Below are 22,670 nucleotides of genomic sequence, written 5' to 3' on the forward strand. Positions count from 1 at the left end.
CGTTTAAAATTGGAAATAAATGAATTGATTTTCACCAAAAGCGCCGAAAAACAGCAGACTCAAAATCAACAAACAATAAAAACTCCAGCGTTTATAAGCGACCGGCACTTGATTTAAAACCAAACCGTGGTCTTTATCGCGATTGACCCATTCTGTTGCGAACATCATCATTGAGAAAAACAAAACAATAGCAACCGCAGTAAAATCAACTACAGGAATCGAGAACAATGATTTTGAAACCAGGTGTTTGTAATAACCAAAAGCATGCGCAACCGAATCGGCTTTGAAAAGCACAAACGTTAGCATGATGATCAAAAACGTGCGCGCCATGTTGATTACTTCTTTGAATGTTGGGAGTAATTTTCCTTTGACAGTTTTACTTTTTTTATTCATCGTGCCATTAAGAATCGATGGAATAAAATACAAACCATGAAAGAAACCAAAAAACACATATGTCCAATTCGCGCCATGCCAAATGCCGACAATCACAAAATTGATCACAATCGCGAGTATCAATCCTAGTTTATCGTAATCTCTAAACGCAATGCTCAGTGGTGTAAATACGTATTCCGTAAGCCAAGCCGTTAGTGAAATATGCCATTTGCGCCAATATTCGGAAATGCTTTGTGCGAAAAATGGGTAATCAAAATTTTTGGTAATGTTGAATCCAAGCAGTTTTGAAAACCCAATCGCCATATCGGAATATCCTGAGAAATCGGCGTAAATTTGAAAAGCATAAAGCAACGCTCCTAAGAATAACGAACTCGCAGGCAACGTTTCATAATGCGCAAAAATCTCATTCGTAATCGGCGCACAATTATTGGCGACCACAATTTTCTTAAAAAATCCCCACAATATTTGACGCATGCCATCGCTGGCTTGGTTGTAATCGAATATTCTGATTTTCTCGAGTTGCGGAATGAATGTTCTGGCTTTATCAATCGGGCCGGACAATAATGATGGGAAAAAAGAAACATAAGTGAAAAAAGCAATCCAATCAGTAATCGGTTTGATTTTTCCTTTTTCAACATCGAGCAAGTAACTCACCGTTCTGAAAGTAAAGAAACTAATCCCGAGTGGAATGATGATTTCTAAAGTTTTTAAGGATACTGAAACCGAAACCAAAGCAAAAGCATCAACAATCGATGTGACGAAAAAATTATAGTATTTGAAGAATGCGAGTCCACCAATACCTTGTATTAATCCTATATACAACAAGCCTTTTCGAGTGGTTGGCTTTGTCGCTTTATCAATATAAATGCCCAGAAAGTAATTCAAAATGGTGATTCCCAACAGTAAAAACGAAAATCTCCAATCGGCCCAAGCATAGAAAAAGTAACTCGCAGCTAAGACAACAAAGTTTTGTGTTTTTACATTTTTATTGAATACAAACCAATACAATCCGAAGACGATGGCGAAAAATAAGATGAAAGTATACGAATTAAAAAGCATTGGTTATTTTAAATTGGTTCCGGCATTGAGCACTATGTCTAGGCCATTCATGTGCGCAGTAGCATTCGCCATAAATAATATCGTATCGGCAGTTTCTTGCAATGTCAATAGTTTTTTGAGCGGATGGCTTTCAATCATTTGCTCGATCACACGTTCATCAACATCTTGGGTCAAACCTGAAAGCATGAACGATGGTGAAATGGAATTGGATGTGATATTGTACTTACCGTTTTCAGTAGCCCAAGTTTTTACTAACGAAGCCAAATACGCTTTATTAGCAAGGTAAACCGCAGAACCTGTTGGCGGCGTATTCAATAAAAAAGAAGTCAAAACCGTGATGATTTTACCGCTTTTTTTCTTTCTGAAATTCGCAATCACAGCTTGTGTAATTTGAATGGTTGGAATTAAATTATCGGTAAACTCCGTCGCGAAATCTTCCACAGCGATTTTATGAAAATACGTTTTAATCGGTTCGCCCGAATAAGCGTTGTTGATTAGAACGTCTAGGTTGAGTTCATTTATTTTATTTTGCAACTGCGCTACTGATTCTGCATTTTTGAAATTGCATTGTAAAGCAATCGCGTTTGGAAAATCGTTTTCAATAGCTTTGGCTTTTTCATCCGAACTATTGAAAGTGAAATAGACTTGATGGCTTGAATCTTTTGCAAAGTTTCTAGTGATGGCTTCGCCCAAACCTGACGCACCGCCTGTGATTAGTATGTTCATTTGAATAAACCGATTTGAATTTTACCTTTGGCTACAACTTTTGAAGCTGCATTTTTGAAACTGAATTTAAATTCAACTGCATTAACCGAATCATAAACGCCTTCGACTGTTGCGGTGAAATCTAAAGCATCATTGATATACACGGCATTTTTAAACTGAATTTCCTGCGAATGAATAATCACATCTTTTGTCGGCAAACATTCCCCAATAAAATACGACAGAAATCCATTGAGGATATTGCCGTGCATCACGCGACCTTGAAAACCTTTGGCAATCGCGAAAGCTTCATCAGTATGCAACGGGTTTTTGTCTTTGAACAATTGAATAAACTGGCTATGCACTTCCGCGGAAACCACAAATTGTTCAGAAAACGTATCGCCTACTTTAAAAATCATGCTGTTTTTTCTTGAATCGTATCCATCATTTCACCGACGTTTTTCCAACTTTGGATTTCTTTCGATGTGAAACGGATTTTAAAATGTTTTTCAATCGCTACGACGAGTTGAATGTGGTTTAAAGAATCCCAATCTTCAACATCGGCGGCAGTTGTAGCTTCGCTTAATTGGATGTCTTCATTGTCGAGAATGTCGATAAAAATGTCATTGATTTGTTTGATGATTTCGCTGCGATCCATGATGTTATTTTTTAGTGATGTAAGTTATTTTTTGATTGTAATTGTTGGTGTCTAATTCCCAGAAACCATCGACTTGGTGGAATCCTAAACCTTCATAATGCCCTTTGACCATATCGTTTTTGGCCGTTGGAATGTATTCGCCTTTTAAAATTGAAAACCCATTTTCTTTGGCAAAGTTGACCATCGTATTCAACACGAAATGCTCCATGCCTCGTTTGAGCACGCGACAACTCATAAACCAAGTGTCGATGAAAAGCGTTTCAGCCGATTCTGTCTTTAAGATGATGACGCAAATCAAGCCATTGTCGCCGTATTTATCTTCGAGTGTAAACGCGCAAGTATGCGTATCGGCATCGGTCATCAACGTATCGATATCGTCGTCGGTGTAGCGAACCGTTCTTAAATTGAATTGATTCGAACGTTGCGAAAGCTGCGCTACACGTGGCTTGTTGAACTTATTGAACGGTTCTACCAACGAAACCATATCCAAACTTTTTAAGAAATCTTCTTCGTTTGTAAACTTCTGTTGAACGGTTGCGCGTTGTGCTTCGATTTGGTATAATTTGGTGCGTTCTGTGTCTTCATTCGAATAGGAAATCGTTTCAAACAAATTCAAAGTATACAAATACTCTAAATATTCTGACGGATCTTCGGGCAATTCGGGAACGGTAATTTCGGGAATATTTTCGCGCACAATATTTCTTTCGAAAGGATTGTCATCGAGGAAAACCATCGAATCAAAACCTATATTTAAGATGCTTTGAATTTGTCGAATGTTGTCGGCTTTGTTTTCCCAATTGGCAATGAATACCGAAATGTCATCCAATCGCAACACCATATCAGGATGTTTTTCGAAAGGTTCTTTGGCGACTGATTCTGTATTTTTACTGCAAACCGCGACAATGATTCCTCTATTTTTTAATTTTTTAATCCAATATTGGAATTCAGAAAATGCTTTTCCAATGCCTAAACTTCCGACTTGAATATTTTCAATACCATCATCGCCGATAATGCCGCCCCAAGTCGTATTGTCTAAATCGAGAATGACACATTTTTTGAATTTTCCTTGCATCGCCGCAATGATATCAATCGTTCTTGATGCTACATATGGCAAGGCATCAATGCTTAAAACCATTTCGGTATTGATGTAAACTGAAGTTTGAAAGAAGTTCGATTTCCCGAGTTGATTTTGAATCGTCGATAAATCGCACAAGTAAAAATTGGCAACACCCGAAGCAAAATGCATCAATTCGACGTTGAGTTTTCTGAGTTGGTATAAAAATGACAATTCGATTTTTCCGGAATAATTTCCAAAAACGGCATCGTCTATTTCGGTGTAATTGTAATAGATGATTTTGGCTTTCGATTGGCTTGAAATCGTGTCGACCATGTTGCTTAAAAAGTGCATTTCACTCGCGGCAAGATTGCTTTGATAATCCACTTTGAGCTTGTTGTATTTCCCCAAAAGTTTGTGCGACGATTGGAAAATAATGATGATTTCAGGTTCAAATTCATACAATTCAGAATTCGGATCGGTCACTTGCAATTCGATTTGATTGAAATCGGCTTCCCAAATTTGCAAATCAAATCCTTTGTCATAGCCCAAACCTCTGATGGCTTGGTTTAAAAATTGTGTGGCGGAATCTCCGAGAATAGCAACCTTGATGGCTTTCAGATTCGAGAAATCGTTTTTTAAATTCTTTTTAATTTGTGAAAAAACTTTCATTTTAAATTGTAATTATTGTGCTTTTTATATCTCGCAAAGGCGCAGAGACGCAAAGTTTTTAGTATTCATGCCCTTTGCGTCTTCGCGAGAGGTTTTATTTTAATTCAAAACTGAATCCAATTGGTCGGTTGAAATGAATTGCACATCGGGCCATTTCTTTACAATAGCTTTTAATAAAGCATCCAAATCTTTCAAACCTTTGTCTCTGTTTTTGGTATCGATATAACCCACAAAATTGATGCGATGCGCACAGATTACAGCAGGTTTGTTCCAATGAAAGGCGCTTGAGACCTGGGCCAAACAACTGTTCACCCAATCTCGATTCTGATTCATCGAAGGTTCAAAAATACAATTTCGAACATTATATTGTAATCCTAATGCGTTGGTTTCTCCAAAACTGTGTTTCAACGGAATGTACTCATCGAAAGTACCGGTTGGAATCAATTGCGTTTGAATGCCTTGCAACCAAGTGACACCTTGTTCTTTTAAAACAGGCTCTATCAACGGATCCCAATTGTAGCAAGGCGCAATAAAGGTTTTCGAAGTTTCATTAAACGTAGATTTAAAGATTTTAAAACCATCTTCAATCACTTTAATTTGCTCAGGAATATCGTCTTTGGTATCCCAATCGTAAGCTTCCATGAAACTGTAATCGGCTTTGCCGGAATAGGTCGCATTCCAATCGAAACAAAACAAAGCAGCTTCATTTTTTTGTTGCAACACGTGAAGCCAACGTTTATAATTCAAATGTTCTCGTCCGTGAAATTGCGGTTGAAAAACACCTTCCGATTTTCCTTGCAACCACAAGTTTAAATTATGGGCGTGATTCGGATATTTTTTAAAAGTTTCTGTGAATTTTTCATAGTGAAATTCCGTAAAATTGGAAGCCCGAATTTTATCAAAATCAGGATTTCCCATAATCGCGTTTGCGGTTAATTTTGCAGGCAATCCGTCAGCACCTTTGTGTTTGGATAAGACTTCAAAAAGCAATTCCAAATCATCTTGCGATTCGAGTGCATCCACTTTATAAATGCTGTTCGCTATTTCGAGTCCTTTCTTTTGAAATGCATTGACAGCTTCTGATGATGGTGTTCTAATAGCACCCCAATCATCCGATTCGATAATCACTATTTTTTGTTGAATCGATTTTCCTTTTGCATTGGTTTTTGATGCAGCGAGGTACGATTTCAAGCTTTGTATGATTTGACTTTTATTTTTCAAACCTATTTGATTAAGTCAATTAATGGTATTGGTAAATCGATAATGGTTGCCAATACGGGATTGGTCAATATGGTCATTAAACTAATCGTATCAAAAGACATTCGTATGGAAACGATGATGAAAAACAACAATAATGGCGAAAAAAGGGTGACCCATTTTTTATATTCTCTATCGTCGTAGACTACATAATAAAAATACAATAATGCGGTTGCAAAAAGCTGCGCCACTAATAAATATCGGCTTCCTGATGGCAGCAAAGAAGTAATATTTCCTATCGACAAGAATAAAAGCGAAAATCCGAACAGGTTTGAAAATGATTTGTTGTAGCTGCTAAACTTTCCCTTAGAAAAATAGATGATTGTAAAAAGAATCATAATATACCAGTTGATGCTAATACTATAATACGTGATATACCAATTTCCAGTGGCATTCAAATCAGATATGGTTTCTACGTATTCATCGCTGGTATAGGTTTTTACCCTTGGCAGCAAAAAGTCCGGAGCGATACTTTCTAAGCGCGAACGAACGGATTCTATATTTAAACTCGAAATGAAAAAACTCGAGATAAAGAAGAAATACAATATGCGCCACGGCACTTTTACAAAATAGAAAAACAACAGAATTCCGAGAGGCAGAATAAACGAAAAATGCACCAAAACAGTTAGTGCCGCAATGATAATTCCTTTTCTATTTCCATTAACGAGCAATAGAAAAGCGCCGTAGAAAAACATATGCGCAGCGGTCCACATTCGTACGCCATTCAAATTCCAAAACCCGATGACACAACAAAAAGAAACTAATATGGCGGTCATGGTCATGGTCATCTTCTGATTTTTAGAAAGGCTCAACAACAACCAAATGTTTCTTGAGTAGAAAAAACCGAATAGGATTCCAAAAACAGCAAATAAAACATTACCGTTGGCTGTGAAAAGCGACAATAAATAAGTGACTAACGGTTGATAAATATCGACTGTACCGGTATCTTCTGAATAAAAATTGGCTACAAAATTATCCCAATTTACTGGTGCGGCATACAATTCTTGGAGTTTGGTTACGTAACGACTTGAATCCATAATTTCCGGACGATACATCGTATATCCATAGAAAATCACAAACAGCCAAACGCTATTTTTAGCCCAACTTTCTTTGTAATGTTTGATGGCTTGAACTAGACCAATGAATGGTGAAAATATAAAGAAGACAAAGTTATTCTTCAATGGATGGACTTTTTGTTTGTACAATTTAAATTATTGGATCAGATCAATAAACTGTTTGGTAACATTCTCAATTCTGTATTGATCCGGCTGATCGATTACCAATGCGTTTTGATAATTTCCTTGAAGGAATTCAAGTACATTGTTTTGTTTTAAATCTCCGAATTTAACCGATAAAATCGGCTTTTTCAAAATCGCGTAATCAATAAGTTTGCTTGGCGTTTGTGCGGTTCCAGCATTTTCGAAATTGACCAGGAAATCCATTTTGCTCATTTCGAACATTAATGAATTTCTATCGAGTACGGCTTTTAGTTGCACTCTGCTTTTTGATGCTGCTATGAATGGCTCCACAAATTGTGGTGTGTTGGTGTAAATATGAAACTCGAAATCATAAGTGTTGTCTAATGAATTTAGAAAATTCAAAAACTCTGACGGATCTCTTCTACCGGGAATGAACATGCCGCCGTAGCCAAAAATGACTTTGTTCGTTTGTTTTTCTCCGTTGTATAACTTGACATCTTCGAATCTGAATCCTTGAGAAATTACTTTAATTTTAGAATGAAATTCGGGATAATAACCTTTTATCGAAGCTTTGGTTGGTACTGTAATGTAGGTAGCTTTTGTGCAGAATTTTTTTTCAAAGTATTGAAAATAAAACGGTGGTTTGAACGTATCATTTTCTTGCAACATGTAAGGATCACCACAATCTGCAATCCAAGTTTTAGCAATATTGTTCGACCAAACTGCTGCAACGCCCCAATGAATCGGATAGGGAACGGCAATCGATATTAGAGCATCATATCCTTTTTCATCTTTCAAAGCTTTTTTAACCAACGGTATCAATTGAATCATCGGATATTCAAACAAGAGCATACTAAATCGAACAACAACGCGCCAAAACAACAACACAATTCCAATCCCTTTTACGGTTGGAACGGGCCAAGTTAATGCTCCCAAACTTTTGTATTCTATTCCGTTTTCTTTACAAAATTGTTCTGTACCAACACGTGGATGCGTAATCACTTTAACGCTGTGACCTTGTCGTACTAATTCTTTCGCCAATTCTGTCGCTCGAAAAGACCGTGGCGAATTTTCTGGATAAAACGCATTGGTAACGAGTAATATTTTTTTATTCATTATTAAAGTTCCTCAAGCAATTTCACAATCCGTTCTGCTGCTTTTCCATCCCATTTTTCAGGAATAGAACCTTTTTTCCATTGGTTGTTGAATAGGATTTCTAACGCTGGTCGAATCGCATTTGGATTGGTTCCTAACAATTCGTTGGTGCCCAATTCTATGGTCTCGGGTCTTTCGGTATTGTCGCGAAGCGTCATGCATGGAATGCCCATCACGGTCGTTTCTTCTGTAATACCGCCCGAATCTGTAATGACGCAGAGTGCATTTTCAACCAAATAATTAAATTCTAAATAACCTAAAGGTTCGATGATATGCAAGTTTTCATTGCTGAAACCTGATTCCTGAAGTACTTTTGCAGTACGCGGATGAATCGGAAATAACACTGGCAATCCATTGACGTTATTTGTAATTTCATTGAGTAACACCACTAAATTTTCAACTTGATCAACATTCGCCGGTCGGTGCAACGTTAAAACAAAATATTTTTTAGCGGACAGATTCAATTCATTCCAAAAATGGGGCGCAACAAATTGATGGCGATTGCTTAATAAAGTATCAATCATCACATTGCCCACGAAGAAAATTTTATCTTCTGCAACTCCAGATTTTTTTAAATTTTCTGAAGCCCAAACTGTAGTCGTAAAAAAATAATCGGTAATAGCATCCGTAACCAATCGGTTGATTTCTTCGGGCATACTCATATCGTAGGAACGAATTCCTGCTTCAACGTGTGCCACTTTAATATTCAATTTTTTGGCTACAATACTGCATGCCATTGTACTCGTAACATCGCCGACAACCAAAACCAAATCGGTTGGATTTGCTATTAATTCCTTTTCGAAAGCTATCATAATCGCCGCGGTTTGCTCGGCTTGTGAACCACCACCACAATTCAAATTGATATCGGGTTCGGGTATGTTGAGTTGCTTGAAAAAAGTATGGCTCATTTTCTCATCAAAGTGTTGCCCGGTATGCACCAATCGATAAGCAATAGTATCTAATTTTTTAAGCGCATGAATAATCGGTGCAATCTTGATAAAATTCGGTCGTGCTCCGGCTATTAAAGTAATTTTATTCATTTGTAGCAATGATTTTGGCAGGCACACCGCCTATAATAACATTATTTGGAAAAGACTTCGTGACCACAGCACCGGCGCCAACAATTACGTTGTCACCTATTTCTACGCCTGGTAGAATGACGGCATTCGCTCCAATCCAGCAATTTTTTCCGATAACCACAGGATTGGTTGTTTTATCGTGTGATTTGAGTTCATTTTTATCGTGATTCGCAGAAATGATTTTAATTCCGGGTGCGAAAATCGTATGGTCGCCGATGTAAATTTTATTAATGCCTTGAATGTAACAACCACCTGAATTCGCAAAATACTGTGCAACACCTTTCCCTAGGAAAACCGTCTTGCTTACTGTTGAAGTAAAATGCACCATAAACGGAACTTCGGCATTAATGCGCATGATTTTTTGGAAGAAGAAATTCACCAATCGGATGTTGATGGTGGTTGGTGAAAAAAAATATTCCAACAAATTTGAAGGTTCATTTTTTTTCCAATTTCTATATTTGAATGCGTTTAACATACTTATTTATTGATGAGTCGAAAATAAAACGGGAACAACAATTTCGAAAAATTATACATTCTGATGTGCTTTGGATACAAAAATCGCAAACCTTGCGTTTCTAATTTTCCCAAGCCTGATTGTTTCAGAATCTTGATGACTTTGAAATAATCGTTAAACTTAAACCTCGACATGCTTGGCGAAAGCGACAAGATAATAAACTTGGCAACAACATGATTGACTAAAAACGATTGCTCTTTACTCAATTGACTTTGACCCGCAAATATTTTAAGATTTTTAATGGCTGCAATGAATCCTAAAATGGCCGATTCCGAAAAGAAAAGCCTCGAATTCGTAGCCGAACCTAATCGCGTGGTTCTTTGATAAAATCGACTGTTGCTAAAACCCACTTTATCCGCCACTGCAAAGACTTTCGATAAAAACAAACCGTCTTCTAAGTAAGGGACGTTTTTCGGGTAATCAATCTTGTATTGTTGCAACAACGAATTTTTAAACAACATGCCAACCGAACGATCCGGATCGCGTACTTCAAATCCACGTGCGGCGAAATACGCATCAACACCATTGAAAATCTGATTTTCTAAAGCACTGTAATTGGTTTGCCAAGTGCTGATTTCATTGACATCGAAAGTTTCAAAACCAAGAAATAACACCTCTAATGAATCTTTTGTTGCTTGCTCGAGCGCATTTCCTAAAGTATTTGGCAACACATAATCATCTGGATCAATTGGTAAAATGTAGGTGCCTTTTGCCATGGCCATCGCGTTATTTCTAGCCATAGAAACACCTTGATTTTCTTGGTTGATTAAAATTAAATTTGAAAATTCAGTTTGTAATCTTTGAACAATTTCACTGCTTTTATCGGGTGAACCGTCGTTGGTTACGATGATTTCATAATCAGATTTTGGAATATCCTGATCTTCGAGACTTCGGATGCATTTCTCAATATAACCTTCCACTTTATAAGCCGGTATAATAACACTTAAGCGCATATTTAGCTGTAAAAAAGATTGGTTTTATTATTCGGCAACCGCTTTTTGAAAGCAAAAATATAATGAAATGGATTCAAGTAGAAACAAGCGATTCTATATAATGGCGTGTATATTTTATGCTGTTTATTCCAACCCAAACTTTGAAAAATTTTCGAAATACCGTACACAAATTGTTCTGATTTTACAATTTCAAAAGGAAGATGCGGATGTGCCACTTGCTTTCTAATCTTATAGGAATTGAATACTGAAGGTTTGAATAAAACGGCATCACCTACATTATTCGTTGCATTTTGATGGATGCGATAGCCAACTGTCTCTTTATGAAAATAATACAATCTTTCGCCTGATGACGTTAGTTTTAACCACATTGGATAATCTTCTATCAAACGGTTGGATTCGTCAAAACCACCGACTTTGAGCACCGATTGCTTATTGAAAATATAAGACGGCGTATTATTAATCCTATCGGAAACCAGTAATAATTGGTATTGATCATGAGCAGTCAAAGAAGCATGCATTAAGTTATCTGGAAAATGTTGCGGTATGGTTTTGATATAATTGCTTTCCACAAAATAATCTTGATAAAGTCGCACTTGACTGAAAATCACTTTGGCTTGCGGGTTTTGCTTTATAAAATTCACATTGTCTTCAATGCAATTCGAAAGCAGAATATCATCGCCAGCAATAAACTTCATCCAATCCGATGGCGCCGCAGCCACGCAACGGTTGCAATTGGCAGAAACACCGGTATTTTTTGGAACTGTAATGACTTCAATACGTACAAATCGCTGTTGGTTTTTTTCTTGTGCCGCCCAATCAGTAATCAGATTGATGGTTTCATCAGTAGAACAGTCATCCGAAATCACAACGGCAATATCTTGATATGTTTGATTGTAGATACTTTCAAGCGTTTCTATAATGTACGGCGCAGAAAAATAAGTGGCAACAGCAACGGTTACGGTCATTGGAATGAATTAAGAAATTTTAGATTTCAATTTTCCGACTAAATTTTTGAGGTATAATTTGATATAACTTCTCGTGAAAGTTCTGAAATAATGCGAGTTGACAATAGCGCCAACATGAAATATCTCGTACCTGTAATCGATTTTTGGGTTGATGCTTTTTTTATCTGTGAAATGTGGTGCGGTATATTCAAAATGAAAAATCGGCGCATCATCGAAATTGTGGTGTGTGGCGAGTTCTCCGCTTCCAATATTCACCACATAATTTTGTGAAGGCCTGATGCAAAACGTATCGGTTTTCAAAACCGAGTAGCACCATTGATAATCCCAAGTGTTGATTCGATTTTCATAGACTTTTAGGAACAATCCTTCCCAATACTTCGCCCACTGAGCATTGCCGTCAAACAACACGGGAAGTCGCAAGTTTTTCTTCATCATTCGATCTTCGAGCATCGGGATTTCGGGGTTGTAATTCGCCCAAGTTTCTCTTACTTTTTTAACGCTACTGCTCCAAGTAGCCCAACCCCACATATTGAAATATCGGGTTTTGCCATACGGTTGTTTGTTGTTTTGGTAGCCCAAACTGCAGCCATTGATGGTCAGAATACTGTCGTCATCGCGGTATCTTTCGAGCATGGTTTGACAATATTCGAAGAAACCTTTGTTGGGAATGATATCGTCTTCGATGATAATGCCTTCAATTTCATTGTCAAAAAACCAATCGATTGCCGACTGAACCGCCACTTTGCAACCTTTATTTTCAGGATGGTACAAGGTTTTAACTTCACAATCCCAATCAACTTGACTTACGATTTGTTTTACTTTTTGCGTATTTTCAACATCATCTTGTCTGCCATTTCTGGCGCCATCAGCCGCAATATAAAGTTTTGAAGGTTTGAGTTTTCTGAAAACTTCGAAAGATTTTGCGGTTTCTTCGGGCCTGTTAAAAACGATATATAAAATAGGTGTACTATACATATTTTTTCAAACGTAACTTATGGTTTAGCATGTTCAATTTATGATAAAACCAATGGATTCCTCTTTTATGAGAAAACTTTTCCCACTTAGCATAATCAAAATGCTTTTTTAAATCGACACCTTTGAATTCGCCTTCGAAAAGGTTTTTAGGCTTGTAAATTTTAAAAGGAATGCCAAAATTATTCGTGTGAAATCCAAAAGGCAAAGTATTTTCTTGCTTTTTAGGTTTTAAATCTTGATCGAGTAAAAGCCAGATGAGCTCTTCATAAGTTTCAGGATTGTACGTTGCTTCAAAAGCCTTGTAAAAACTTGGTCCAAGTAATATTGACGGCTTGCCCCAATAAGTTGCTTCGATGCCAGTCGTGGAACCAAAAGTTACAATTTTGTCAGCAGCATTCATCAAATCATAGCTGTTGATTGGCGATTCGGGCAAGATGACTTCGATATTTCCTTGCAGTGTGGCGTAGGTTTTCTCCAAATATTTTTTGGCCATTGTTTGCATATTCGGATGCAATCGAACCCAGATTTTTTTTTCAGAAAGGCTTGAATCATGAATCAATTTGAGAATCAATTTATTCTGTGATTCAAAACCACCTAAATCCCAATCTTTACCTATAGAAACATATTCGTCTTCCGAAGAATTAAATATCACGATATTATCGATGCTGTCATCCCAATGATCAGGCAAACCTTTCTTTTGATCTTTGGTGAATGAAACCCAACCTTGATCTTTTCCAATGGCCCTGTTTTTATAAAAATCGTGCGCCACTTTGTTTTTGTATGAATCATCTGGATGGTTTTCCCATGATTGCGTAACGCGTTCTATAAACGATGTAATCTCGTGAGGCAACACATTATCGAACAATTCATAGTAATTGAAATTGTGGCCTCTTTCATGAATGAAAGTCGAAACATCAGTCTTTTGTGCGGCACGCAAAGCCGCGCGATTGGTAGCAAATCTGCCGTTGAAATTGTAAAACGTATCAATAGAATAAGCCTGCAATTCGCTTTGAAAAAAATGATAACAATAATGCGCCGAAAGAATGATTCTCGAAAGCATGTCTTGGAAAACTTTCAAATCAGGCTCCGGATCTCGGACAATCGAAACCAAAGACGAAAGCGCGGCATCGCCTATTTCAAAATTTTCTATCTTATACTGTCTGAGCTCTGCAATCGAATTGAAATCCAATTCTGGCAAACTGCTGAGGATTTTATTTTTAGGTTTTGAAATCTTAATTTCATGATACTTTTTAGTATTGATCAACAATTTTTGCCCTTTAGTCCTTTTCGATATACAGGAAATGCATTTGAGCAAATCGCCATTCGGATTGAAATCGCAGCTCAATAAATGCATATCACATACAAAATGATAAACAGTGTCACCTTGGTCAAGATGCATTTGAATTAATTCTAATTCCGTTTCAAAATGCGGTGTGTAGGTGTAGTTTGAAAATAACGCTATGTTCATTGTTGGATATGAAATATCAAAATTAACAGATATTGCTATAAGTATGGTTGTATTGATCAACCAACCCTTTATACTTAGGGAGAATCAAGGATTGATCAACAGGCTGATAAGTTTGTCCGAACAAACTATTGGTAAATTGAATTTGAAACAACAAACGTTTCCCTTCCGACAAATCTTTTCCTTTATGAAAACCTCTGGTATCGACTGCTAGAATGCTGCCTCTTTTACCACAGATTTCCATCATATTTTCTTTGCCATAAATGTTTTCAATGGTGCTGTCTTCAAAACGTCCGTCGCGATTGATGGCTTTAGGAAGTTTTCCATGCGAGCCTTTTACAAAGCAATGTGGGCCCGTTTCGGGAGTTACATCGGTGATGTAGAAAAAGAATTTCATGAATTTTATCCTGTCCAAATCGAAGTGATACATCTGTGCGGCAGCGTTTTTTCCAACGCCATCAAATGGTGCGCTCCACCAAAATGCTACCAAATCTAAAATGGGTTTGCAACCAAGGTATTCTTGAGCAAAGGCAAGTAATGATTGGTCAAAAATCAATTCTTGTAAAGCCTCGCATTGCACGATTTCGTTACCTGTAAAGTTATATCTTGGCGATATAGGTTTGTTTTCATCAAAAATCACTTGCTCAGCAGAATATTTCTGGTCATCGGTTGCTGTTTCGAGATAAGAAACCGGCGTTTTAGAAGCATAGTCGTATATCGCATCGATCATAGCATCGGGCAAAACCGCATCGAATTCAACAAAACCATTTTGCTTCATTGTTGCCACTGTTTTTGAAATTGCTGCTTTACTCAGATTTAAAATCCCTTTGGAATCTAGGTTATCGTACTTTCCAAGCGCTTCATTTATTTTAGAAGATATAGTGTCATTCGACTTGCCTTTGGTCAGCACAAAAAGGTCTCGAAAAGCCATGTATCCCTTTTCAGACGAGACTTTAGTTTTTAAATACTGGTTGTATTCTTCAGAAAAAGTTCGTTTTGAATTCACGGTTCTCTTAACTTTTCTCAGAAAATCTGAAACTGCTCTTTTCATGATATTTTAATTTTAGAAATGGTGAAACTATATTTTTTGTTGTCGGTTGTAGTAGTTAGTTCAAATTGGATACAAAGGTATTGCTTCAATAATTGTGGCAATGAAGTGTATGAAGCAAGTTGCACATTATTTTCTTTCGAATCGGAATTCAATTGAATTTGAAAGGATTCAGAATCCACCATTGAGAAGGTCTGATGCAGTATTCCATTGACATACATTTTCAATTCACCGTTGATTCTTGAAAAACCATCAATATCTATTTGCTTCCAATCCGTACTTTTTAAAATTGCTAGTGAAGTGTTTTCACTGGCTATACCTTGATTTTCTTTGATTAATTCTACTGTGCTTTTTTGACGGCTGTAATGTTCGAAACCTCTATAAAAATAAGGCAATTGTTCTTCAACAAAAGCCGAAATTTCGATAGGTGGTTCAAAAGAAAATCGATCTTTGATTTTTACTGTTGGCGTTCCGGCATGAATCGTATAAGGCTCGATGTCGTTCCGAACAATCGCATTGGTTCCTATAACAGCGCCTCTTCCAACATAAATACCTTGCTTGATAAAAACGTTTTTACCAATCCAACAATCTTCTTCTATGACGACTGGTTTATTAATCGAATGAAACGCAACACCTGAACCTGCATACATTTTATCTTGTTCACGAATCGTAAGATGCGGCGCACTTTTATAATTGTGATCTCCCGAAGAAATAAAAATATCTGGTGCGAGAATCGAATACTTTCCAATAGTTACCGATCCAAGAATTTTGCATCGATCCTGAATTGATGCATATTCCTTAATCTCGATTTTACTGTCATACAACGATTGTATTTCTGCATCATGACCAATCCAGCAATGCTCTTCAATGATGATGTTTTTTTCATTCGGATCGCTCGGGAAACTAGCAAAAATGCGGCTTCCTTTTTCAATATCAGCTTGTGGAGCTATCATAATGTTTTTGGCGCTTCTGATATGCACACCAAAAAACAATCGGGTTCCATATAATGAACTATAGAAGGCGTTAATGAAAACACTTCGGAATTTAAAAAGATTTAAAAAGAATGATAACATTGATTGTTTTTAAATGAAATCCAAACGCATTCTGGTTCCTTTTTCTATATCCACATTGACTTTTTTTCCTAAAAGTTCCTTGTAAAATTTAGGATGCAAACCAAATCCAGGTCTTACCGAACGTAGGTTTTTTTCGGTGAGCACTTCACCTGCTTTTACATCTTCAGCGATATACAGCGAACGGCTGAAATCTTTTCCTTTAGCCTGCTTCTCAGTCAAATGATAATCGACGACACCAATGGCTTTTTCTGCTTCACGCACAGCTTTGACCATCGCGGTGAATTCTTCTTCGTTCATCGAAAAAGTAGCATCAGGACCACCAATGGAACGGTCGATAATGAAATGTTTTTCAATAATTTTAGCACCGAATACGGTAGCGACTATTGGCACAGTACTTCCTAAAGTATGATCCGAAAGCCCAGAAATCACTTGGTATCTTTCAGCCAAATCTTTGACCATGCACATGTTCGCTTCTTCAATCGGCGCCGGATAACTCGAGGTGCATTTTAATAAAGCAATATCATAATTCCCCATTCTGTGGCAAGCATCGAGTGCCAATTCGATATCTTCTTGCTCTGCGATTCCCGTAGAAATAATCACTGGTTTTCCTTTGGATGCAACGTATTCAATCAAAGGAATATCGGTAATTTCAAACGAAGCAATTTTGTATGCGGGCGAATCCAAACCTTCGAGCAAATCAACTGCGGTTCGGTCGAAAGGCGATGAAAAACAAATCAGTCCTTCTACTTTTGCAGCGCGGTATATTTCTTCATGCCATTCCCATGGCGTATAGGCTTCCTGATATAAGGAATGTAATTTTCTTCCATCCCAAATGGTGCCTTTGATTACAAAATCTTCTTTGTCGGAATCTAATGTAATCGTGTCTGCGGTATAGGTTTGTAATTTGATGCAATCGGCTCCTGCCCTTTTTGCGGCTTTTATCGTTGCCAAAGCATTGTCGAGACTTCCATTGTGATTCGCTGAAAGTTCTGCAATGATAAAAACCGGGCTGGTTTGGTTTATTGTAAAATCTCCTATATTCATAACTTTTTGGTATAGTGATAACTTTGAATCGATTCATAATCAACAACGGCATCCAATATATATCCCGATTTTTCAAAGGCTTTGGCGGAAGCTTTATTGTCGATTTTAATGAAAGCGCTGATACAAACCTGAGGATTTTCGATTAAAAATGCGTTCGACGCCATTTGGATCATCTGGCTTGCATAGCCTTTTCCCCTGTGATTTGCATCATTCGAAATTCCGATAAGCGCAGTGTTTTCTTCTTTTTGCTGAATTCTTACTTGTCCGATTGGCGATCCGATATGATTTTCAAAGACCAGCATAAAACAATCTTCCTGCTCTATTTTATTGAAGAACCATTCTTGATGATTTTCTAAAGTTATGGGTTCTGATTGGTACGAGTTTTCTCTTACCGCCGCATCATTCGCCCATTCAAAATAAAGCATCATATCCTTTTCATCGGCTTTTCTTAAGGTTATTTTTCTGTTGAATTTTGCGTGGTATACAACATCCAAAAACTTTCCTTCAAAAAAACAATGCTCCTTCAAACGGGCTTCTTCTATAAATCCGCATGCGTTTAAAACCGGATACAAATGCGGTCTTAAATCAAAAGCATAGGTAAAAATCTTATGAAAATTCAAGGCTTCAAAAGCTACCGTTTCTATTAGTTTGAGATAATTCGACCAATATTTTGCAAAGTTATCTTTTTCAAAAGCGGTTTTCATTACAAAAGAAATCTCTGCATTTTTATCGACCCAATTGATGCGAACCAAACCACCATATCCGAGAAAAGTTTCGTTTTCAAAAAAAGAAAACAACAATTGGTTGGGAAATTCTTGTTCGAACAAACCGGAAACTACAGTAGCAAAATAATTTTCCTGTGCTGCAGCAGTCAATGGTTTTAGCTGTCGCAAATGATAAAGCTGTTCGTTTCTAATCGTCAGAATTTCGTACTTGTCTTCATCACGAATAGGTTCTATTCTGAATCCTCCGATTGAAAAAATTTGATTTTTAAGACATTGGTATTGTCTCATAAACAAAATAATTTGTATTTCATTTCCGCCAAAATCCAATCGTTTTCATTATCAATATCCTGAGCGTGCAAATCATCGACTTTAATCGTGAAAGTGTTATCTGTCCGCAAGCTTTTCGTTTTGAGTAATTTTGCGACGTCAAAAGTATAAAACATGCCTGCATCATAATAAGCTTCCTCTAAATCTTGTGTTCTGGCGTCAGGATTCGCTGCATTGAATAGTTGGATTTTGCCATTCTTGTCGACTTTTAAAGCACGCTGGATCGGATGTGAATACGCTAAACTTGGAAATACACAATCGCAGTTTAGATTTTCCAGCATTGCTAATGACGCTGCGAGCAGTTTCGAATTGATGAAAGGTGCACACGCATAAATGCAGGTTCCTTGCTTAAATTCTACACCGCTTTTCTGATACCAATCGAAGACTTCGCTCAAAACATCGACGGTCGTAGCGAAATCATTGCTGTTCTTTTCGCTGCGCATAAAGGGTACTTGAGCCCCATATTGTTTGGCGATTTCTGCGATTTCAAGATCGTCTGTCGAAACCATAACCTCATCGTATAAACCGCTGTTTAGCGCAGCTTCAATCGAATAAACAAGAATAGGTTTTCCGTAGAAAAGTTTGGTGTTTTTTCTGGGAATTCTTTTGCTTCCGCCGCGTGCTGGAATTATGGCTATTCGTTTCAACTTATACGGATTTAAATCCTGACAGGAATATTAATTTTAAGTAGTTCGTTCTTGATATCCAATGGCGTAAATTGTGTGAAGTGGAAAATACTCGCCGAGCCTACCGCTTTGACTTTGGTATTGGTAAATAAATTTACATAATGTTCCATTTTTCCGCCGCCGCCCACCGCTATGATAGGAATTTTGGTCAAGCTTTCCACTTGATGCATCAATTCGATATCGAATCCGTTCATCAAACCATCTTTATCGACGCTGTTGACCACCAATTCACCTACATTACAAGCGATCATATCAGATATGAATTGACCAAGTGTAATCTCTAAATTTAATTTGTTGTGAATCATGTATCCGTTGGGCGTTAGTGTAGCATCGACTGCAATACTAATGCATTGGCTGCCAAAAAATGAAACAGCTTCTTTTATAAAATTTTTATCTTCTAATGCTTTGGTCTTAATAATGACTTTATCCGCACCAATTTTCAAAAGGTTGTTGATGTCGTCAATAGATTCTATACCGCCGCCAATGGCAACCGGCATATAGCATTCTTTGATGACCTCGGCGACCAGTTTTAAGTTGATTTTTCTTTTTTGATGGCTCGCAAAAATATCCAGAAACACCAATTCATCAACCCCTCTGCTATTGTAAACCCTTGCCGATTGCACAGGATTTCCAACCATCCTGGGATTACTGAAATTTTTGGTTTTTACCAATCCGAACCCATTAAATGTAAGTATAGGAATAATACGGACTTTAAGCATGGGTATTAAAAAAAGTTTTTAAGAGCGCTAAACCGGAAGTCTGGCTTTTCTCAGGGTGAAATTGCGTCGCGAAAATATTGTTTTTTTGGATGCTTGCCACGACATCAAATCCGTAATTTACTGTAGCTGCGATGTCTTGTTGATATTTTGGAACGACATGAAAACTATGAATGAAATAAAAATCACTGGTATTTTCGGCACCATAATAGGTAGGATTCAGTACGCTAATATTGTTCCAGCCCATATGCGGAACACTTAAATCTTCGAGATCAAATTTTAGAACTTCACCCTGCACCCAACCTAAACCTTTGCATTCGGTAGGTTCCATTCCTTTTTCCATGATGAGTTGCATACCCAGACAAATGCCTAAAAATTTCTTTTTTTTGATCATTACTTCTTCAGTCAATACTGCTACCAAACCTCTTTCTTCAAGGTTTTTCATGCCCTGGGAAAAAGAGCCTACTCCGGGTAGCAAAATAACATCTGCGTTTTGGATTGTTTCATGGTCGTCTGAAATAACACTTTCGATGTTCAAAAAATTTAAGGCTTTCTGGACCGAAGCGACGTTGCCCATTCCGTAATCTATGATTACTACCATTTGTTATTCAATTTCAAAGTTTAGCACGAGGTTTCCGTCGCCGTCTCTTTTAAATTTACCGTTTTCATCTTGTTCGAATAATATCGAATTGGTGAACGAATCTATGATTGCATCAATTTCTTCTTTGGTCATTCCTGAATATTCAATAAATGCTTTAATTGATTCATGCGGGTATTTCCCGTCATAATCCTGGACCTTTTTCAAAGCGGCTTCCCGGCTCAATCTATTGTTTCTTATGTCGATGCAGGCGTGGTCGGTTGCCCTGCCAAAACCATATTTTACAAATTTTAGATAATCATGCAAACCATGCATTTTCTCGTCGAGGTTTTCGTAATTCGTATAAGTTCCCTCTACTGGACCATCAGTTTTTACAGAAAAACCTAACTTTTTAACGATTTCAAGTTGCTTTCTGGCATCCCAAAAGAAATAATGCCCCAAAAATATTGGCGTAATACCTACTTTATCCATTTCTTCGTCGGATGGATAAAAATAAGGCGTCAAATCTTTTTCCGTGAGCCCGTCAACTCCTACCATATCTTGAATCCTATTGCCTAATAAGCCTCCGAATTCCTCTAACCAGCTCCTGTCGAGATGTTTGTTTTTAATCGATTCTATCGGACCTCCGTATTCCTTTTGCGGATTTTCACCCCAGATTATCAGCGGTATATTAAATTTGACTGCTATATTGATTGGAATAGTAAAAATACCCAAATGGTTGGGCCACATTTCATCTCCAACCCGCTTAAAGCCTTCAATGACCATACTTCTGTATGCTTTGTAATTCTTCTTGAAATAGATTAAATCTATTCCCATTTTAGAAATGTTGTCTATATTTCTTTGCCCGAGCTCTGTAATATAAGTGGTTTCAAAACATACGCACAACGGATTTAATCCGCAAACTTCTTTCATAAAGTAAGCTTGATAGGTACTGTCTTTTCCTCCACTTACAGGAATCAAACAATCATAACCTGTTTCGTTTGGACTTTTTCTGTATGTTTCGACAATCGAGTGAAAATCTGCTTCCCTCTGTTTCCAATCGATACTAAAATTTTTTGATTCCGCAGCCACACAGGCAGAACAAACGCCTTGGTCATTAAAATATAGGTCAGGTTTGGTTTCGGGGTATAAACACTTACTACAATAATTGATTTTCATTTTTTATAATTTAAAAAAACGTTCGATACATTCTAGGACAAAGTCTTGTTCTTGATTGGTAAGTGTGGGATAGAGCGGCAAACTTAGGCAATTTTTATAATATTCCTCTGCTTTTGGCATGTCATTTTTTTTCCATCCAAATTGTTGATAATAAGGCATCAAATGGCAAGGAATGTAATGGATTTGGGCGAAGATTTTGTGTTCGCGCAAAAAGTTGTACAAGCCTAAACGGTCTTCGACTTCAATCACGTACAAATGGTAAGCGTGGCCTTCAACAAAGCCTGAATGCCCTTTGATCTTGTTATGGTTTGAAAAATGCTCGTTGTATTTTTTAGCAATTTCTTTTCTTCTCTCGAGTCCTTGATGGGCGCGCGACAATTGGCTGATGCCTAAAGCCGCCTGAAAATCGGTAAAACGATAGTTGTATCCTAAAGTCTGCATTTCCATATACCAACCTGGGTAAGCCGAATTTTCTGGAACTTCCTGACCTGCAGCAAAAGAAACCGAATTTTGAAAAATGCTCGCGTCTCTCGTAATGCCGTGCGTTCTCAGTTCTAATAGTTTTTTATAAAGTTTTTCGTCGTTGGTTGTAATCATCCCGCCTTCGCCTGTTGCGATGTGCTTCACAGGATGAAAAGAGAAAATCGCCAAATCGGCAAAATTTCCGTTGCCACAATTTTGTTTTTGCCCTTTGCTGTCGATAAAATAACCGCCGGGGGAATGGCAAGAATCCTGAATGATCCACAAACCATATTCATCTGCAAGTTTTCTAAACGCTTCCAAATCGATGGCTCGACCTGCGAAATCAACTGGAACAATGCCTTGGTAAGTTCCTTTTGGAGCAGCTTTCAACAACGCTTCCACTTTCTCGATATCGAGTAAATAAGTATCATTATCTATGTCAGCAAAAACAACTTCACCACCGCAATAACGGATGCAATTTGCAGAAGCTGCAAACGTAATCGGCGTCGTGATGACTTTATCGCCAGGTTTTACATTCAAAGCCAAAGCATTCAAATGCAAAGCCGCGGTTCCATTGGCCACCGCCACTGCATATTTACAACCGATGTACTCGGCAAATAGCTTTTCAAACTTCAGAATCGTCGGGCCTTGCGTGAGGAAATCGCCTTTGAGCGCTTCGGTTACTGCGAGTATATCTTGTTCTGTAATATTTTGTTTTCCGTAAGGTATCATA

23 protein-coding genes are annotated in these 22,670 nt (G+C 37.6%); all 23 read right to left on the reverse strand.

Annotation, left to right across the window (positions count from 1 at the left end; all coding sequences use genetic code 11):
- Nucleotides 1-3: 3 nt before the first annotated feature.
- The 23 genes from RMO03_RS01980 to pseC all read right to left on the reverse strand — a co-directional run bounded on the left by RMO03_RS01980 (nucleotide 4) and on the right by pseC (nucleotide 22,669).
- Entirely contained in the window at nucleotides 4-1,452 is a 1,449-nt protein-coding gene (locus RMO03_RS01980; RefSeq protein ID WP_309640402.1) for an MBOAT family O-acyltransferase, read from the reverse strand.
- 3 nt (nucleotides 1,453-1,455) lie between these two features.
- Nucleotides 1,456-2,178, reverse strand: coding sequence for an SDR family oxidoreductase (locus RMO03_RS01985; protein ID WP_309640403.1), 723 nt, complete (start codon nucleotides 2,176-2,178; stop codon nucleotides 1,456-1,458).
- Nucleotides 2,175-2,573 (reverse strand): MaoC/PaaZ C-terminal domain-containing protein, encoded by a 399-nt coding sequence (locus RMO03_RS01990; protein WP_309640404.1) that lies wholly within the window; start codon nucleotides 2,571-2,573, stop codon nucleotides 2,175-2,177. Before RMO03_RS01990 ends, RMO03_RS01985 begins: the two co-directional genes overlap by 4 nt.
- Nucleotides 2,570-2,812 (reverse strand): acyl carrier protein, encoded by a 243-nt coding sequence (locus tag RMO03_RS01995; protein ID WP_309640405.1) that lies wholly within the window; start codon nucleotides 2,810-2,812, stop codon nucleotides 2,570-2,572. The genes RMO03_RS01990 and RMO03_RS01995 overlap by 4 nt, the downstream gene beginning before the upstream one ends.
- A 4-nt stretch (nucleotides 2,813-2,816) precedes the next feature.
- Nucleotides 2,817-4,538, reverse strand: a complete 1,722-nt coding sequence (locus RMO03_RS02000; protein WP_309640406.1) for an HAD-IIIC family phosphatase — start codon at nucleotides 4,536-4,538, stop codon at nucleotides 2,817-2,819.
- Between the two features lie 99 nt (nucleotides 4,539-4,637).
- A complete protein-coding gene (locus tag RMO03_RS02005; RefSeq protein WP_309640407.1) occupies nucleotides 4,638-5,729 on the reverse strand; it encodes a hypothetical protein in 1,092 nt (363 codons plus the stop codon).
- A 32-nt stretch (nucleotides 5,730-5,761) separates the two neighbouring features.
- Nucleotides 5,762-6,976, reverse strand: coding sequence for an EpsG family protein (locus tag RMO03_RS02010; RefSeq protein WP_309640408.1), 1,215 nt, complete (start codon nucleotides 6,974-6,976; stop codon nucleotides 5,762-5,764).
- A 30-nt stretch (nucleotides 6,977-7,006) separates the two neighbouring features.
- Nucleotides 7,007-8,110, reverse strand: coding sequence for a hypothetical protein (locus RMO03_RS02015; RefSeq protein WP_309640409.1), 1,104 nt, complete (start codon nucleotides 8,108-8,110; stop codon nucleotides 7,007-7,009).
- A gap of 2 nt (nucleotides 8,111-8,112) precedes the next feature.
- On the reverse strand, nucleotides 8,113-9,189 hold the full coding sequence (gene wecB, locus RMO03_RS02020) for a non-hydrolyzing UDP-N-acetylglucosamine 2-epimerase (RefSeq protein WP_309640410.1): 1,077 nt from the start codon (nucleotides 9,187-9,189) through the stop codon (nucleotides 8,113-8,115).
- Complete coding sequence (locus RMO03_RS02025) at nucleotides 9,182-9,703, reverse strand: DapH/DapD/GlmU-related protein (protein ID WP_309640411.1); 522 nt, start codon at nucleotides 9,701-9,703, stop codon at nucleotides 9,182-9,184. Before RMO03_RS02025 ends, wecB begins: the two co-directional genes overlap by 8 nt.
- Nucleotides 9,704-9,705: 2 nt before the next feature.
- Nucleotides 9,706-10,695 carry a glycosyltransferase gene (locus tag RMO03_RS02030; RefSeq protein WP_309640412.1) on the reverse strand — a complete coding sequence of 330 codons (990 nt, stop codon included), beginning with the start codon at nucleotides 10,693-10,695 and terminating at the stop codon, nucleotides 9,706-9,708.
- Nucleotides 10,696-10,697: 2 nt separating this feature from the next.
- Nucleotides 10,698-11,660: a glycosyltransferase gene (locus tag RMO03_RS02035; RefSeq protein WP_309640413.1), complete on the reverse strand. Its 963-nt coding sequence runs from the start codon at nucleotides 11,658-11,660 to the stop codon at nucleotides 10,698-10,700.
- A 9-nt stretch (nucleotides 11,661-11,669) separates the two neighbouring features.
- Nucleotides 11,670-12,635: a nucleotide-diphospho-sugar transferase gene (locus RMO03_RS02040; RefSeq protein ID WP_309640414.1), complete on the reverse strand. Its 966-nt coding sequence runs from the start codon at nucleotides 12,633-12,635 to the stop codon at nucleotides 11,670-11,672.
- On the reverse strand, nucleotides 12,628-14,103 hold the full coding sequence (locus RMO03_RS02045) for a hypothetical protein (RefSeq protein WP_309640415.1): 1,476 nt from the start codon (nucleotides 14,101-14,103) through the stop codon (nucleotides 12,628-12,630). The genes RMO03_RS02040 and RMO03_RS02045 overlap by 8 nt, the downstream gene beginning before the upstream one ends.
- Nucleotides 14,104-14,125: 22 nt before the next feature.
- On the reverse strand, nucleotides 14,126-15,151 hold the full coding sequence (locus RMO03_RS02050) for a phytanoyl-CoA dioxygenase family protein (protein ID WP_309640416.1): 1,026 nt from the start codon (nucleotides 15,149-15,151) through the stop codon (nucleotides 14,126-14,128).
- Nucleotides 15,148-16,101, reverse strand: a complete 954-nt coding sequence (locus RMO03_RS02055) for an acyltransferase (RefSeq protein WP_309640417.1) — start codon at nucleotides 16,099-16,101, stop codon at nucleotides 15,148-15,150. Before RMO03_RS02055 ends, RMO03_RS02050 begins: the two co-directional genes overlap by 4 nt.
- A gap of 129 nt (nucleotides 16,102-16,230) precedes the next feature.
- Nucleotides 16,231-17,265: a pseudaminic acid synthase gene (gene pseI, locus RMO03_RS02060; RefSeq protein ID WP_309640418.1), complete on the reverse strand. Its 1,035-nt coding sequence runs from the start codon at nucleotides 17,263-17,265 to the stop codon at nucleotides 16,231-16,233.
- Nucleotides 17,262-18,278 (reverse strand): GNAT family N-acetyltransferase, encoded by a 1,017-nt coding sequence (locus tag RMO03_RS02065; RefSeq protein ID WP_309640419.1) that lies wholly within the window; start codon nucleotides 18,276-18,278, stop codon nucleotides 17,262-17,264. The genes pseI and RMO03_RS02065 overlap by 4 nt, the downstream gene beginning before the upstream one ends.
- A complete protein-coding gene (pseF, locus tag RMO03_RS02070) occupies nucleotides 18,275-18,964 on the reverse strand; it encodes a pseudaminic acid cytidylyltransferase (protein WP_309640420.1) in 690 nt (229 codons plus the stop codon). Before pseF ends, RMO03_RS02065 begins: the two co-directional genes overlap by 4 nt.
- Nucleotides 18,965-18,975: 11 nt before the next feature.
- The gene (locus RMO03_RS02075; RefSeq protein WP_309640421.1) at nucleotides 18,976-19,722 is read right to left on the reverse strand and encodes an imidazole glycerol phosphate synthase cyclase subunit; all 747 of its coding nucleotides are present in this window, start codon (nucleotides 19,720-19,722) and stop codon (nucleotides 18,976-18,978) included.
- Nucleotides 19,715-20,320 carry an imidazole glycerol phosphate synthase subunit HisH gene (gene hisH / locus RMO03_RS02080; RefSeq protein WP_309640422.1) on the reverse strand — a complete coding sequence of 202 codons (606 nt, stop codon included), beginning with the start codon at nucleotides 20,318-20,320 and terminating at the stop codon, nucleotides 19,715-19,717. Before hisH ends, RMO03_RS02075 begins: the two co-directional genes overlap by 8 nt.
- Before the next feature lie 3 nt (nucleotides 20,321-20,323).
- Nucleotides 20,324-21,475 (reverse strand): N-acetyl sugar amidotransferase, encoded by a 1,152-nt coding sequence (locus RMO03_RS02085; RefSeq protein WP_309640423.1) that lies wholly within the window; start codon nucleotides 21,473-21,475, stop codon nucleotides 20,324-20,326.
- A gap of 3 nt (nucleotides 21,476-21,478) precedes the next feature.
- A complete protein-coding gene (pseC, locus tag RMO03_RS02090; RefSeq protein ID WP_309640424.1) occupies nucleotides 21,479-22,669 on the reverse strand; it encodes a UDP-4-amino-4,6-dideoxy-N-acetyl-beta-L-altrosamine transaminase in 1,191 nt (396 codons plus the stop codon).
- Between the last annotated feature and the right edge of the window lies 1 nt (nucleotide 22,670).

The sequence above is a fragment of the Flavobacterium sp. genome (assembly GCF_031411595.1).
In the GTDB taxonomy this organism is placed as follows: Bacteria; Bacteroidota; Bacteroidia; order Flavobacteriales; family Flavobacteriaceae; genus Flavobacterium.

Excerpts from the sequence above, each read along its gene's own strand:
- RMO03_RS02000 (WP_309640406.1), bottom strand. The coding sequence starts at position 4,538 with ATGAAAGTTTTTTCACAAATTAAAAAGAATTTAAAAAACGATTTCTCG.
- RMO03_RS02085 (WP_309640423.1), bottom strand. The coding sequence starts at position 21,475 with ATGAAAATCAATTATTGTAGTAAGTGTTTATACCCCGAAACCAAACCT.
- wecB (WP_309640410.1), bottom strand. The coding sequence starts at position 9,189 with ATGAATAAAATTACTTTAATAGCCGGAGCACGACCGAATTTTATCAAG.
- RMO03_RS02055 (WP_309640417.1), bottom strand. The coding sequence starts at position 16,101 with ATGATAGCTCCACAAGCTGATATTGAAAAAGGAAGCCGCATTTTTGCT.
- RMO03_RS01985 (WP_309640403.1), bottom strand. The coding sequence starts at position 2,178 with ATGAACATACTAATCACAGGCGGTGCGTCAGGTTTGGGCGAAGCCATC.
- RMO03_RS02075 (WP_309640421.1), bottom strand. The coding sequence starts at position 19,722 with ATGCTTAAAGTCCGTATTATTCCTATACTTACATTTAATGGGTTCGGA.
- RMO03_RS02025 (WP_309640411.1), bottom strand. The coding sequence starts at position 9,703 with ATGTTAAACGCATTCAAATATAGAAATTGGAAAAAAAATGAACCTTCA.
- hisH (WP_309640422.1), bottom strand. The coding sequence starts at position 20,320 with ATGGTAGTAATCATAGATTACGGAATGGGCAACGTCGCTTCGGTCCAG.
- RMO03_RS02030 (WP_309640412.1), bottom strand. The coding sequence starts at position 10,695 with ATGCGCTTAAGTGTTATTATACCGGCTTATAAAGTGGAAGGTTATATT.
- RMO03_RS02040 (WP_309640414.1), bottom strand. The coding sequence starts at position 12,635 with ATGTATAGTACACCTATTTTATATATCGTTTTTAACAGGCCCGAAGAA.
- pseC (WP_309640424.1), bottom strand. The coding sequence starts at position 22,669 with ATGATACCTTACGGAAAACAAAATATTACAGAACAAGATATACTCGCA.
- RMO03_RS02065 (WP_309640419.1), bottom strand. The coding sequence starts at position 18,278 with ATGAGACAATACCAATGTCTTAAAAATCAAATTTTTTCAATCGGAGGA.
- RMO03_RS02035 (WP_309640413.1), bottom strand. The coding sequence starts at position 11,660 with ATGACCGTAACCGTTGCTGTTGCCACTTATTTTTCTGCGCCGTACATT.
- pseI (WP_309640418.1), bottom strand. The coding sequence starts at position 17,265 with ATGAATATAGGAGATTTTACAATAAACCAAACCAGCCCGGTTTTTATC.
- RMO03_RS02015 (WP_309640409.1), bottom strand. The coding sequence starts at position 8,110 with ATGAATAAAAAAATATTACTCGTTACCAATGCGTTTTATCCAGAAAAT.
- RMO03_RS02045 (WP_309640415.1), bottom strand. The coding sequence starts at position 14,103 with ATGAACATAGCGTTATTTTCAAACTACACCTACACACCGCATTTTGAA.
- RMO03_RS01990 (WP_309640404.1), bottom strand. The coding sequence starts at position 2,573 with ATGATTTTTAAAGTAGGCGATACGTTTTCTGAACAATTTGTGGTTTCC.
- RMO03_RS02050 (WP_309640416.1), bottom strand. The coding sequence starts at position 15,151 with ATGAAAAGAGCAGTTTCAGATTTTCTGAGAAAAGTTAAGAGAACCGTG.
- RMO03_RS01995 (WP_309640405.1), bottom strand. The coding sequence starts at position 2,812 with ATGGATCGCAGCGAAATCATCAAACAAATCAATGACATTTTTATCGAC.
- RMO03_RS01980 (WP_309640402.1), bottom strand. The coding sequence starts at position 1,452 with ATGCTTTTTAATTCGTATACTTTCATCTTATTTTTCGCCATCGTCTTC.